Here is a 13,656-nt window from a genome sequence, read left to right on the forward strand (position 1 = left end):
CACGACCGCCAACCGGGAGAACCTCCAATGTAGTCTCCATGGAGAAAATCCATTCCAACAATCACCAAGGTCCAAAGAACCGATCAGGATGAGAGCCGGAAGGTGGGGCGCTGAAGACGCTTACGGATATTCTTGAGATCCCCGGCATCCGGTCGGACAGGAAAACGCTCGATGCGCTCGGCGAGGTTATGGGTATCCACTTGCCGATGCCGGCGGGTCAGATGACCTATTCGCGCCTGATGAGCGACCTGGCCCGCCCGACAGGGGATGAGAAATCCGACAGCCGCAACCGTGTGCTCATCTCCCGCCTCAAGGCATTTCTGAAGGCCGCGGGTTGGGTGGCCGAGATCGAAATCGTGGATCGCCGGCGCGCGATCGAGAAATTGTCGAGTTGGTCGGCTGCAACCCTCGACCTTACGGAAAACAGCTTCGCCACCTACAAATCCGACATCCTGGCGGCTATTCACTCTCATGGCGGTCGAAACCGGCCGTCCGGAATTCGGGACGTGGCTGGCATCTATCGCGAAATCCACGATGTGCTGTCGGAGTCCGATTGCCCAGATGACCTGAAGCTGATCTCGGGGACGTTCTTCCATTTCCTCTACCAGCGGAAAATTTCACCTGGTGAAATCTCCACAGAGGTCCTGCACGAATACTATCTGCACCGGCTCGCGGTCAGCCCGAAGGGTGAGGCGACTTGCAAGAGGCACGTGCAGCGCATCTCGGCGCTCTGCACACGCCTCGCGGCCGATGCAGACTTCAGCTCCTATGGGTTCAGCGTGGTGGAGCACCCGTTCCCGGACGGGAGGAACAAGTATGGCGTCGATGCCTCGGTCTTTTCCGAGTTGCTCTCCGAGTTCGACGGGCCTGTCAGCCGGTGGCTGAGGGGCGAGGCATCTCGTGATGGGCTGTCGGAAGAAGCGTTCCTCGCGCAGTTGGACGCCGACGAGTCCACGCGCCCGGTGAACCCGAAGAAAGCCCTTCTGAAAAAGAAGAACGGGGGCCGAAAGCGCACCGAGGAAGAGCGGCAGTCGGCTGGTTTCCTCCTGCCCGGACAGACATGGAGCGAGAGGACTCTCGAAAACCGGCGCTACCAGCTGATCGCGGGAGCGAAGGCGCTCTACGCCTCGACAGGATATCTTATTGAGGACCTGACAGAATATACTGATCCGGATGTCATCGAGAGCGTCCTCGACGTTCTGAGTTCCGGGATTTCCGACGACGAATTCCCGAGCAGCTATGCCGAGTCGGTCGGGAAGACGCTGAAGAAGCTGGCGCGGGACTACATCGGTCGAAGCGCCGACGACGTGAATGCCATCGCCGGGCATATCAAGGAACATGCGATCGGCGAAACGGGCATCTCGCGTCGCAACAAGGCCCGGCTGCGCCAGATCATCGGTGACCGCCAGCAGCGGCTGATCGATCTGAGCGACATCCTGACCGACGAGGTCAACTCGATCATCGACAAACGGAAACGGAAGTGCCGCGGGAAGACCAGGATCGACCTGCTCGGACCGGAAGAGGCCAGGGACATCATGTGCGCGATCGCCAGCGACATTCTCCTGGCGCGGGCGCCACGGCGGGCAAACATAACCGGCATTCGTCTGCCCTGGATTTCCTGGGCGGGTGGAACGGCGCGGATTGTTGTCCCTAATGTTGAGGTGAAAGGGCGTGATAGCGATGATCCGGATCTCCATATTCCGCTCGATGAGCATGCTTCGGCCAGGTTGAAATTGTTCATCGAGAAGGTCCGGCCGAAGGCTTTGCGGGAAGGAGACGACGACAATCCATTCCTGTTCCCGTCACAGGGGGAAGGGGGCGATCCGGGGCAACCCTATGCCGGCTTGCTCGAGCGTCTCGTCCGGCACACGAAACGGATCGTGGGATTGAAGATGAATCCCCACCTCTATCGGCACTTTCTGGGCTGGCTCTGGCTCCGGGAAGATCCGGATCGGCTGCCTGATGTCCAGCGTCTCCTCGGACACAAGCGGCTCGAGACGACCCTGGCTCACTATGCCGAGATAGACGAGGATCTCGCTCTCGACCGGTGGAGCAAATACCTCGCCGATCAAAAGTCCCGGCAGCCCGAAAAAACCAAGAAGAAAAGGAAAACAGGATGAAGACCCCACTCCAGAAGCGATCGGACCAAAGAAAACTGCTCCGCACCCGCGTGGACGCAATCATCGACCAATATTCCCGTCTCGTCGTCAACCCTGAGCCGGGGCCCGGGTGCACCTGTCTGGCCCTTCAGGCGGCGCGATCGGAACGACCGGCCAATTCAAGAAAGCGGGAGATCTTCTGATGCGGGCCACGAAAGCTCAGTCCGGGCGGGCCGCACCGTGCTCCCCGGAGGAATTCCGCGAGGCCTTCGGCCAGGATCGACCAGGCGTCGATCCCGGGCCCGTTCTCCGCTCCGTGCGTGGCTTTTCGGAGTGGCGCGGCGACATGGGCTGGCCCATGCCCGTGCCGGACCGCACTGAACTATCCGGCTATCTCGGCGCGCTCTCCGCGCGCCTCGGAGCAGAATACGCTTCTTCCGAGTTCGCTTACATTCAGCTCGGCGCCCCCGTCCTGTGGGGTGTCCCGGTCGCGGGCATGATCGGTCAGGTCCTGCGACAGAGCCGGTGCACTTCGAAGGTCGCGGCCAAGTCGATCGACGAGCGGGCCCGGTCCGCCATCTCGTCGCTCCCGGACGAATGGCAAGGGAAGCTCATCGCGAAACTGATCAGTGAACCGGGACCTCACTCCGAGAAATGGAGCGCGAACCATGTTCAGTCTGTGGCGCATGCCCTGGCGCGATGGTGTCGCGCGTCGGCCGTTCTCGGTCAAGAGCTGCGGCCAACAGGTACCTCGTTCCACATCTACGCGACCGACCTGAGGGACGACGGCGTCTCGGATCGTAGCGTGGCCGACTATCTGTCGCGCATCGTCTCCGGCTTTCGCGTCGTGGCGGATCCCGGCTTCTGTAGCACGGGGTGCGACCATGTCATCGCGCGGCATGATGCCCTCGCCAAGGTCGCCGGCCGGCCGACGAAGACCGGCGCGCAGATCGTCGGCGCATCGACGATTTTCGATCTCGGCGTAGGCCTCATGGACGCGGCACGGGAGAATGGCCCTCGTGGTCTGCATGTCGCACGCGACTTCCGCAACGGCCTGCTGCTGTCCTTTGCCGCGGCCCTGCCGCAGCGGGCGCGGGCCCTTTCGCACCTTGCCTTCGGCACAACCGTCGTGCTCCTCGAGAGACCCTACGTTCATGTCGTGCTTCCCGGGCGCGTGCTGAAAATGCGTGAGGCGAAGAAGCGGTTCGCGGGCCATGACAAGGTCTTGATCAACCCCGTGCTGTGGTCGGCTCTCGACGACTACAAGCGGAGTTTCCGGCCGCTCTTCGATGACGGTTCGGCGCTTTTTCCGAGCATGGTCGACATGGGGGCGGCCATCACGTCGGCGCAACTCGGCCGTCTGGTCGGCGATCTGACCTTCAAGCATCTCGGCGTGCGCGTGAGCATCCATCGGGTCAGAGATAATGCCGCGACCGAGGCCTCGGAGGAAATTCAGAGCGGGGGATATCTGGCGCCGGCTCTCTTGGGCAACAAGAGCGCCGGCACGACCAGGGACAGCTACGATCACGCACAGGGGATGAGGGCCGCACGCGATCATGGGGCACGCATTGCCGGCCGGAGGTCATCTCCCAAGACCTTGCGCGTGTAGCCTCAGTGTGTCCCCGGGGCGGTCTGTTAACGAGACGCCGAAAGTGCCGCCCGCAAGGGAGAGCCTGGCATCGACATGGACGTGAACTGGGTATGCTGCCGGTCCCCTTCCTGGCGGATCGGACACCCGGCGCCAGACACGAACGATCAGGAAGAAACCAATGCACGATTACCCTCCGAGGTCTCCCGAAACTCTTGCTGCCATGGAAAGGACCCGGGCGGCGGCCAGGCAACTGGAGACGGACGCCCGCGACGTTGCCATCTGGCTCGCGGCCCGGGCTCCCGGCATACTCGTCCGCATCGAAATCCAGCGGCATCATGGCTGCGAAGACCAAGAGCTCGCGCATGTCGTGCCCCATGTGACGGAGCCGGAGGCACGCCGAAAACTGCGGGCGGCGGCCGAGAGAGCCTTGCAGGCGTTCGGATGGACACTGAAGCCGGAGGGGCGAGACGTCTGGTCGATATTCGTTCAGGGTGAAGGGCGCACGCTGTCCGCTCACCAGCGCCTCGCGGCAATCTCGAGGTTGGAAGACGCCATGAATACAGCCTCGGTCGAGGCTACCCAATGGCCATCGACATGCGGACATGATGATGCTGGCCCCTGACCGGCGGTTGTAGGTTGGCCGCCGCTCACCGCCGCAAAACACCGTGATCTCTGCATTTTTCCGGTTCAATTGAAGACGGGTCGTTTACACCCGCACGGGGTAGGATGTGCCCCTTCTCAATTTTTTCCGTCTTCTGCCGCAACGTGCCGCAACATCCGGACCGAGATTGCCATTTCTACAATTTCAGGTCCGGAACCGTCCAGCCGAGGGTGAAGAGAGGGAATGGGCGCCGTCATTCCGTTGGCCGCGCTCCTCGGGGCGAGAGCGCGGCCAACGTAAACGCGGCGCCTCGCGATTAACGAAATCAACCAAGCCGGCGACAACCCCTCCTGCTGCTACAGATGCGCCGGCAAGACACCCCCGATACGGAAAGGAGATTTCTCGGGGCCTTGACTGCCACGAACGGCGTCGACCTCCACAGGAGACCCCATGTTCAACTTTTCGAGCAATCCCGTCCCGGCGGGCCGCGATCCGGCGATGCTTGCAACCAGGACCTTCTTCCACGAGCACGGCTCGGCCATGCTCAATGCCGCTGCGCTGCTCAGCGGCCCGACTGCGCACCGTCGCTGCCTCCGGCTTCTGTCCGGAATTTCCGAGAACTCCTCGCTCACGCGGGCGCTCAGGCAGGACCTGGTCTGGCTGCATCGGCTTGTGTGCCTCGATCTCGTCGGGGATCCGGAGGCCGAGGAAACAGCCCGCTTCGCGATGATCGACCTGCTGGATCCACGGGTCGAGGAGATCTGCCTCGAAGCCGACCGTCTCTACGATCTTCTCGTCGCGATCTCCGATCTGGATCCCGGGTGCGATGTCATCCTGGGCGAGCTGTTCGACCTCTCTGCTGCATGACGCAGTCGGCCCGCAAGGGCCGGCAGCTTGAAGGCGCGGCAATGCCGCCGCGACCGACTCTTCTGGAGAAAGACATGCAGACCTATTACCAGATGCCGCTCGATGAGCTGTGCTCACTGCTGATCGGGATGACCCGGGGGTTCATCGACCATTTCCCTGCCAACGAGATTGCCGCCGATGCGCTCGAGCGCGGGTCGCTGCGCCGCACCCTGGAGGCGATGCGCGCCTGTGCCGGACTCTCGCGTCGCGACGACACGGACGTCGACCTCCTGTCGGCCGTCCTGGACCGCGAGCGCGAGCGAGAGCTCCTGGGCACGTTCGTGGTGTTCGATGGCCGGGACGATCCCGATCTCGGCGCCGTTGGAGAGGTGCGGGAGGTGCTGGACCTGACGGACAGGGGACGGGCGATCGACGCGTGCATCAGGTCCCTGCGGCGCATCGCGCATATCCGCGCAATCTGCCGGGCCCGGATCGACGCCGAGAAGCTCCTGTTGGGGCGTTGAGCAGCGCTCCCACATGGGTCGGCGAGCAGTCCCGGTGGCCGGCAGGAATGCCGGCCACCATTCGGGCGTCATGCCTTGGGGCTGAGCCTGAAGGCCTTGCGCCGCTTCTTTCCGTCGATCTTCGTGCCGGCGGGAAGTTCGTGGACCCATCCATATTGCATCAGGACGGCCAGCTGCCGATCGAGAGCCTTCGACCGCCGGGCGGCGACCGGCCCGAACTGCAGAACCCGGTCGGTCGCGAACCCGTCGCCGGGCTGCAGGTTCTTCCGAAGCCAGTCGAGGAGGGCTTGGGCCTGGGCGATCTCGGTCTCGTTCGTGGCCGCGATGCAGAGGAACTTGTACTGGCTCAGGTAGTATTTGACCATCTTGCAAGCTGCTTTCATGACCTCGCCGGAAACGGTCGCGGCGCCCCCGTCCTCGAAGAGCGTCATGATCGCGGCCAGCCGGCATGCGTGCTCCGGCGCCTTGGAGGCAAAGCCGGAGATGTCTGTAGCCCCATCCTCCGCGGCCGAGTTCAGACTCGACGTTGTCATGAAATTCGACGCAGATGGACAGGGCATCCTCCGAAAGGGACAGAAACCGCTGGGTTGGATCCGACAGAGTGTCCATCAGAGCTGCCTCGACTTCGTCATGGAAGCGATCCGCGGAAGCCTCGTCCTCGGCAGTCGGACGCCGATATTTTCGGTTGCCCATGTTGCTGACGGGCCAGCACGGCAGCATCCTCGCCAGGATGCCCTGACCGATCAGGAATTCGTCGCCGTAGGTGTCACGGATGAGCGTCGGCTGGAACATGAGGTTGATCGTGGTTGGAGTGGGAGGGACATAGCCGTCACCCTCCTGACCGGCACGCGGACGGAAGAAGTAATCGCCATCCCAGAATTTTGACACGATGCCGCTTGTTTTCGCACGCTGGTCTTTCGACATGGAATGGCCGCCCCAAAACGACGCGGCTTCGTCCGTGAACCATCCGAGAAACCCGCACCCGGACGCGATTGTCTTGAAGGCACCCTCGACGGTTGGCTCCGTCACCAGGAAGCTCGGACAGACCGGGGCCGCAGGTTTTTCTTCTCCGCGGCCGGCGCTCGCGATTTCCGACTTGTGGCGCGCCATTGCGATCTCGTGTTCCTTCCGGAGACGCATGATCACCCGGTCGATACCGGTCTTGGCGATCTTGTCCGCGGCACTCTTCCGCTCGCCCGACAAGGCGATCGTGACGAAAGCTGCAGTCGCGTTCGAGGGCGATCCGAGGGTTTGGACCTTCGCCCGGCTCCCCGCAACGAGCGAGGCCACGGACAGAACGGATTGCGCGGCAATGGCGGCCGGCCCTTGCGTCTTCCTGACGATTGCCTCTGCCGCGCTACGGAGCTTCGGCGTCAGGCAGTCGAGGGGGAAGGCACTGGCGGGCGGCTCCGCATGGGGCAGCGGCGTGGGCTCTCGTGGCGGAGTGGCCGCTTCTCCATGCGGGACTGAAAAGTTCGGCTTCGACGCTTTGGCGTCGACCCTGCCGACGAGGGACTTGATGCGGGCAAGCATTCCTGATCTCCGTTGCTGCTCGGGTTGTGATCAGGAAATCGGTCGATCGGTTTTCCGGCGGAAACGGCAGGAAGCGGATTCTTATGGCGATGGACGGCTTTTTTGGGGAGGACGCATGAGGCTTGGCTCAAGGCCATAAGACCGCGATCTCGTGGAGGCGCTTCTTGTAACGCCATGGCACATGACGAGAAGGCCCGGGCAGGAGCCCGGGCCTTTTCAGAACTCCGGGTTACCGGAACGGACAGGCGATATCCGGAAGACCGGCGCCGATCTCTGACTGCGCTCCGTCAATTGCCCTGCGGAGACTGCTTGCCAGAAACGGTACTCCCCAGTCCGGGGTCAATTGTCCCATAATCGCTCTGACGACGTGATCTGCGCATTCGTGCTCAATGAGCTCCCGACGCAAGGCGCGTCGAAAATCATGTGCTTGAAGGGCGGAGGCGCCGATGCCGTGTGTGTCGCAGTAGCGAATGAAAACCTTCCGGAACCGCGCTGTGCCAGTTCCGGGCCGGTCCGCCGCGAGTTGCGGAAAGAGCAATGCCTCGTTCTGGTCCCGCCGCAACTCGAACAGACCAAGGAGACCAAGGTCCTGCAACTGCGGAGAGACAGGAACCTCCCGTCGGGCGGCGGGCGTCTTCGCATTGCGATCGATGAAGAGGACCGGCATGCTGTCACGATACTGCAGATCCCGGGTCGCCAGGTTCACGGCTTCGTCGAGCCGCAGGCCTCCGAGCCGCATCAGGAGCGGCACCCAGAACAGGGGATCACCGGCGTCCTGGATGTCTCCTTTGAAAATCGGTGATGACAGGTAGTTCTCGACTGCCTCAGACCAGGCACGGGGTTCGAGCGGTTGCTCCTGCCGCCGCAGACAGGCCTCTTCGACCGTCGACCAGGCACAGACATCGAACGGGTTCTCCCCTTCGAGCCCAAGCTCGACAAGGAAATCGCCAACCCGACGTGCTGTCCGCCCGAATCTCAGGAAAGTCGATATCCTGATACGGTCGGGAACAGACAGCTCTTCCACAGGCCCACCTTTATTTCCGGCAGCACTGTGGCGTTTCCCGTGGTATTTCGGCAGGTTTCGGATTTCCGTCAGGGCGTCGAAGACATCTCCCCGTTCGATGTGGGAAAAGAACGGGTTCCCGAGGGCGCGCGTCCAGACACGCTTCGCGCTCTCGGTATTCGCACCGCTGCTCCGGCGCCATCGTTCACCATGAGCGGTATCGAGCCGTCTGATATCGGGTCGATAGCCCACCGACCGCGCCTCGATATAGAGGTCGAAGGCCGTCTCGACGCAGATCTCCAGCTCGCCTGCAAGGATCGCCTTTGATTGTTCTGTGAGATTGGCGGCCTCGAGTAGGGACCGGGATGTCCGCCAAGAGGCCGTTCCCTGGTGCATTGCGATGTCAATTCGGGTGGCGAGGATGTCGCGCATTTCCTGTATCTCCGTGGGTGTTGGAATGCCGCCCTATGCCCCGGATTCGCGGGAAACAGTTGATCTGGGTCAAAATTTCCGGCCGTTATCTCCGCCAGGATATCACGCCTTCGTGAGCGCGCGGTTGCCAGGAGCGGCCAAGGCGCTCCCCTGCAAATCAACGGGGCATTCGCCTTGCTGTCCCGGTTCTTCCGCCGGAAATCGCATCAGCGCGCGGCGCTCCGGAAATCGACGACCTTCTCTTCGTTACGGAAGCGCCCCGTGTCGTCGAAGGGCCGCGCGATCATGGAGACGTCGAGCTCGACGTCGCAGATGCGCTCGTAGAGCGCCTCGAGCGTGAGCCCTTGGGCATAGGATCTTGCGCCTTCGTCGACGGGGTCGTGCCCCATCAGGACGCAGCGGATCGCGTCGGACTTGTCCTGGTTCATGAGGTCGGAGTTGAACGAGGTGCGCATCGCGTGCAGGTCCAGACCTTCCCAGTAGCAGTCATTCGTCTTCCTGTAATAGGTGAACTTCTTGGAGAAGTTCTCCGAATAGGTCTTCTTCGCTTCTCCGCGGGTCAGGTTCACGAACAGGCGATGCTTGCCATGCTTGCGGCGAAGTTCAACGAGCTTCAGGAGGCCAAGCTCGATCAGCGTCGGATGCACCGGGATGCGGCGCTGGGAGTCGACGGTCTTGACGTTGTTCGCATCGCGGCATTTCACGTCGACATAGACGATGCCCTTGTCCGTGCCGAAATCATTGGGGCCGAGCTGGCAGGCCTCTTCCTCTCGCAGGCCCATGAGGCGTGCGATGAGCGGTATCCAGTAGAGGGGTTCACCCGGATCGTCGAACGGCCCCTGGAAGGCAGGCGAGTCCAGGAAGGTGTAGAAGCGATCGTCCCAGCAGACGCGTTTGCGTTTCTCTTCGCCTTTCTTCCATTTGTCCTTCAGCTTGTTGGACACGCCGCAGATCTCGAACGGATTCTGGTCGATCAGCTGGAGGTCGTAGAGCATCTTCCCGACCGACTTGATGTAGCCGCGATGTTTGGCGCGGGTCTCGGCGCGAATGCGCGGAATGCGGGCGTCGAGAGCCGCCTTTTCCCGGTCGGCTTCGGTCGCATCGCCTTGGAGGTCGAGCAGCTCCAGCGCCTGCTGCTCAAGACGTGCCTCTTCGGCCTCGAGATCCTCGATCAACGCCTTGAACCCGAATTGCGAGACGAATTTCGTCTTCCCCTTGGAATGCTGAAAGGGCAGCTCGGGCAGGATTTTCAATGCATCCCGGATGTGATCCCGATTTGCGGCTTCGAACGGGACATCTCCGACGAACTCCACCCAGAATTTCTCCGCGACATTCGCTTTGCTGCCACTGTTGGACGTCCATTTCTTGCCGGCATCAGCATCGCCGGTCTGCTCCATGGAGAAGTCGTCTCCGTATCCGGCCATCTTGAGCTCCCGCATGAGCTTGATACCCTCGAGAAGCGTGATGCCCCGGGGCTTTGTGAGAACGACCTCCCTCGTTTCGGGCGAGAGATCCCGCAGGTCGATGTTCTTCAGGAGCGGTGGGCGCAGCTTGATCCGGAACGCGGTGTCGTCATCCTTGGCAGCGGTGTCCGGGGACGCGTCCCCGGCCGCGGGCTGGGGCGTTGCCGACGGTGCCGGCACTGTGTCCGCATTCGCAGTCGGGGTTGCGGCCGTGTCGACCGGGGTCTGAAGAGGAGCAGCCGCCTCCGTGGCCGGCTGTGGCGTGGTTGCTGCCGTCATGGGCGGCACGGCGATCGAGGTCGCGACCGATGCGGTTGCTGCCGGGATGGCCAGGGCGGGCGCGTGCGATTGTGAGACAACCTGGGGCAGGACAGCGCCCGGGGCGGCCGAGCGGCGCGCCATCACGGACCGGAAGATCGGTGTCACCTCATCGTAGGTCCCGACCTCGCGCCGTTCCCGTTCGCGGGACACGTCGAGCATGATACGCAGAGCCTCGAACGCGAGGGAACGCCAGTCTGAGCTGGTCTCATCGAGGGTCACGCCGAACTGCCTCGCCATCTCGCGCAAGGGGTCCGTGACCGGGGACCGATCACCGAGCGCCAGGGCCCGGCGCAGCATGTCCTGGGTCGCGCGCTCGGTCTGCGCCGCGAAATTCGCCGCCGCCTCGGAACGCGGTTCGGCCGACGCCCGCAGGGCTTCGTGGGCGGCGATCTGGCAGCGCGCCAATTCGGTCAGCAATGTCACGTGCTCGGGGCTCAGATGATCCACCGGTCTCTCCGTCGTCAGCGCGACGGCCAGGTCCGTGGGCGCCGTGAGGGCGCGAACGCGGCATGTCGCTTCGGAGAGGACGTCGGTTCGTAGCGAGAGGCAGATGGCCGATCTTTGACTAGGGTTCGATATCTCGCGGAACGCGCGCGGAAGCCGGCGCCGGAAGAAGTAGCCCGAGGGGCGTTTCTCGAGGTGGGGGGTGTGTGCGACTCCGGCCATGCGGGAAGCCTCCGAAACGGGTTCCAGGGCATCCGGGAGTCGCGGTGGTGCACCGGTTCGGGCACGCGTTTGTGCACCAATTTGTGCACGTGCACAGGTGGCTCCGACTCTGGTCGGAGGTCACCTCGTGGGAAACCCAATGAAATAAGGCGTTTCGCCTATGTCTGAGGGATTTTGGCTCCGGCGGTAGGGATCGAACCTACGACCAATTGATTAACAGTCAACTGCTCTACCGCTGAGCTACGCCGGAACACGGGGGCGATATAGCAATGCGTTCGGGGGGCGTCCAGAGGCTTTGCGACGTTTTTTTCACAATGCCTCGAAAGTCGTCTCGGCGGTGATCTCCCCATGCGTTTTCACAGCGCCAAGTGTCGTCAGGGCCAGCAGATGGGACAAAACATTGCGGGTCGCCGCGGGAAGCAAGCCGGGCGACACATCATAGATGCGCCGCGCCAAAGCCTCGGCGTTGCCGGGTCTCTCGCGCAGGGCGGCCAGGATATGCGCGGTCCGGGCCTGACGATGCGCGACAAGTTCCGCGATACGGGCAAGCGGCGCGGTGACAGGATCGCCATGCGCTGGCAGCAAACGCGCCGGGGCAAGCGCCGATATCCGATCGAGCGATCGGAAATAGTCGATCAGATCGCCGTCCGGGGGCGATATCAGCGTGCTGGACCAAGCCATGACGATGTCCCCGCAGAACAGCGTGTCATCGACCAGAAAGCACAGATGACCACCGCAATGACCCGGCAGATGCAGTGCCCGGATCCGCCATTCCTTCGTTTCAACCGTTTCCCCGTCGCGCAGCAGGATGTCCGGCCGGAAGTCCATGTCCAGACCTTCCCCGCCAGCCACCATTCCGGCCGCGGCCAGTCGCTCCATCACGGCCGAGCGACCGGACACCGCATCGCCGAACGCCATGACCGGGGCGCCGGTCATGGCGGCCAACCGGGCCGCACCGGCGCTGTGATCGCGATGGGCATGCGTCACCAGGATGTGGGTGATCCGCCCGCCGCCTTCCTTCGCCGCAGCGACGATGGCGCCCAGATGGGCGTCGTCGTCCGGGCCGGGATCGATCACGGCGACGTCGTCGCGACCGATCAGGAAGCTGTTGGTCCCCGGCCCGGTCAGGGCGGACGGGTTGGGGGCCAGAATGCTGCGGGGCTCTTTCGTCCGGGGGCTCATGCGGCTAGCCTATCCCGCGTCAGGCGGTGTTTCCATGTCCAATAACGGCGAAGCGCAAATTCCAAGATGGCTGTTGCCACGCGGGCTGTATGGCCGCGCGGCACTGATCCTGTTTCTTCCGGTCGTCGTGGTGACGCTGGTGGTCAGCATCATGTTCCTGCAGCGCCACTTCGAAGGTGTGACGCGGCAGATGACCTCCAGCATGGCGCGAGAGTTGGGATTCGTCGCGCAGCGCATGACGCAATCCGACAATGCCGCGCTGGCGCTGCTGGCGGGGCGTGCGGTCGCGACGCCGCTGGAGTTGTCGCTGCAGATGCCGGCGCAGCCCGGGCAGGACGACCAACGTCTGTTCTATGATTTTTCGGGACGTGTCGTGATCGAGGAACTGCGTGCCACCCTGCCCCAGATCATGTCGATCGATCTGGCGACCGACGACAAGCGGGTGGACGTGGTGATGGAAGGGCGTTTCGGCCCCTATTCGGTGGCGTTCGACCGGAAACGTGTCAGCGCCTCGAACCCGCATCAGTTGCTGGTCCTGATGGTCTTCACATCGCTGCTGATGAGCGGCATCGCCACAGTCTTTCTGCGCAACCAGCTGCGCCCGATCCGACGCCTGGCCCATGCAGCCGAGGAATATGGGAAAGGCCGGATCCTGCCCTATCGTCCCGGTGGTGCGGTCGAGGTGCGCAGCGCCGGAACCGCGTTTCTGGACATGCGGAACCGTCTGGAAAGGCAGAACGAACAGCGCAAGATGATGATGTCAGGCATCAGCCATGACCTGCGCACGCCGTTGACCCGCCTGCGGCTGGGGCTTTCGATGATGTCGTCGGACACGCCGCCGGACGCCGAAGAGATATCCGCGATGGAGGTTGATATCGCGGAAATGAACCGGATGGTGGACGCATTTCTGGACTATGCCCGTGACGAGGCGCAGGACAGTCCGCCCGAGACGGTCGCCGCACTGGATTTTCTGCGCGGCGTCGTATCGGATGCGCAGCGCGCCGGCCAGAACGTGTCCGTTCTGTCGCTTGAGGGCGATGCTGCCGGCGCGGCCACGTTTCGGCCCGACATGCTGCGCCGCGCGCTGGAGAACCTGATCGGCAACGCGGTGCGCTATGGCACGCGCGCGGAACTGGATGCCACGCTTGGGCCACGCAGCCTGCGCGTCGGCGTCGAGGATGACGGACCCGGCATTCCCGACGACAATCTGGATGCCGCGATGCGGCCCTTTACACGCCTGGACCCGGCACGGACCCGCAACAGGGGCCAGGGCGCGGGCCTGGGCCTTGCCATAGCAGCAGACGTCGCGCGCGCGCATGGCGGCCAGTTGCGGCTTGGCCGCGGCGGGCGCCTTGGCGGGCTGCGTGCCGAGATCGTGATACCCAGGTAGCGCGC

General features: G+C 63.3%; 12 protein-coding genes and 1 tRNA gene. 8 read left to right on the forward strand and 5 right to left on the reverse strand.

The genetic code is table 11. The annotated features are described in order from the left end of the window. The first annotated feature begins 221 nt into the window (after nucleotides 1-221). The 5 genes from J7359_RS18625 (at nucleotide 222) to J7359_RS18645 (ending at nucleotide 5,661) form a co-directional block, all read left to right on the forward strand. Nucleotides 222-2,120 (forward strand): site-specific integrase, encoded by a 1,899-nt coding sequence (locus J7359_RS18625; protein ID WP_209059190.1) that lies wholly within the window; start codon nucleotides 222-224, stop codon nucleotides 2,118-2,120. Between the two features lie 181 nt (nucleotides 2,121-2,301). After that, nucleotides 2,302-3,708 (forward strand): site-specific integrase, encoded by a 1,407-nt coding sequence (locus tag J7359_RS18630; RefSeq protein ID WP_209059193.1) that lies wholly within the window; start codon nucleotides 2,302-2,304, stop codon nucleotides 3,706-3,708. A 202-nt stretch (nucleotides 3,709-3,910) separates the two neighbouring features. Beyond that, nucleotides 3,911-4,312 (forward strand): hypothetical protein, encoded by a 402-nt coding sequence (locus J7359_RS18635; protein WP_209059201.1) that lies wholly within the window; start codon nucleotides 3,911-3,913, stop codon nucleotides 4,310-4,312. 429 nt (nucleotides 4,313-4,741) lie between these two features. After that, nucleotides 4,742-5,158, forward strand: coding sequence for a hypothetical protein (locus J7359_RS18640; protein ID WP_209059206.1), 417 nt, complete (start codon nucleotides 4,742-4,744; stop codon nucleotides 5,156-5,158). A 74-nt stretch (nucleotides 5,159-5,232) separates the two neighbouring features. Continuing rightward, nucleotides 5,233-5,661, forward strand: a complete 429-nt coding sequence (locus J7359_RS18645; RefSeq protein ID WP_209059208.1) for a hypothetical protein — start codon at nucleotides 5,233-5,235, stop codon at nucleotides 5,659-5,661. Nucleotides 5,662-5,729: 68 nt separating this feature from the next. On the opposite strand, the gene J7359_RS18650 is transcribed toward J7359_RS18645, so the two are convergent. After that, nucleotides 5,730-6,194: a DUF3987 domain-containing protein gene (locus tag J7359_RS18650; protein WP_209059210.1), complete on the reverse strand. Its 465-nt coding sequence runs from the start codon at nucleotides 6,192-6,194 to the stop codon at nucleotides 5,730-5,732. Between J7359_RS18650 and J7359_RS20090 the strand changes: the two genes are divergently transcribed. Next, a complete protein-coding gene (locus J7359_RS20090) occupies nucleotides 6,193-6,546 on the forward strand; it encodes a hypothetical protein (protein WP_247740529.1) in 354 nt (117 codons plus the stop codon). The two genes, J7359_RS18650 and J7359_RS20090, sit on opposite strands and share 2 nt — an antisense overlap. A 4-nt stretch (nucleotides 6,547-6,550) precedes the next feature. Further along, the gene (locus tag J7359_RS20095) at nucleotides 6,551-7,333 is read left to right on the forward strand and encodes a hypothetical protein (RefSeq protein ID WP_247740530.1); all 783 of its coding nucleotides are present in this window, start codon (nucleotides 6,551-6,553) and stop codon (nucleotides 7,331-7,333) included. Nucleotides 7,334-7,423: 90 nt separating this feature from the next. On the opposite strand, the gene J7359_RS18660 is transcribed toward J7359_RS20095, so the two are convergent. From J7359_RS18660 to J7359_RS18675, 4 genes are all read right to left on the reverse strand, one after another. Next, complete coding sequence (locus tag J7359_RS18660) at nucleotides 7,424-8,629, reverse strand: hypothetical protein (protein ID WP_209059212.1); 1,206 nt, start codon at nucleotides 8,627-8,629, stop codon at nucleotides 7,424-7,426. Between the two features lie 206 nt (nucleotides 8,630-8,835). Continuing rightward, nucleotides 8,836-10,860, reverse strand: coding sequence for a hypothetical protein (locus J7359_RS18665; protein WP_209059214.1), 2,025 nt, complete (start codon nucleotides 10,858-10,860; stop codon nucleotides 8,836-8,838). Nucleotides 10,861-11,254: 394 nt separating this feature from the next. Beyond that, nucleotides 11,255-11,329, reverse strand: a tRNA-Asn gene (locus J7359_RS18670). 59 nt (nucleotides 11,330-11,388) lie between these two features. Continuing rightward, nucleotides 11,389-12,261, reverse strand: a complete 873-nt coding sequence (locus J7359_RS18675) for an MBL fold metallo-hydrolase (RefSeq protein WP_209059219.1) — start codon at nucleotides 12,259-12,261, stop codon at nucleotides 11,389-11,391. A 34-nt stretch (nucleotides 12,262-12,295) separates the two neighbouring features. On the opposite strand from J7359_RS18675, the gene J7359_RS18680 reads away from it, so the two are divergent. Beyond that, nucleotides 12,296-13,651, forward strand: coding sequence for an ATP-binding protein (locus J7359_RS18680; protein ID WP_209059228.1), 1,356 nt, complete (start codon nucleotides 12,296-12,298; stop codon nucleotides 13,649-13,651). Nucleotides 13,652-13,656 lie beyond the last annotated feature (5 nt).

The organism is Paracoccus sp. R12_2 (assembly GCF_017744015.1).
Classification (GTDB): domain Bacteria; phylum Pseudomonadota; class Alphaproteobacteria; order Rhodobacterales; family Rhodobacteraceae; genus Paracoccus.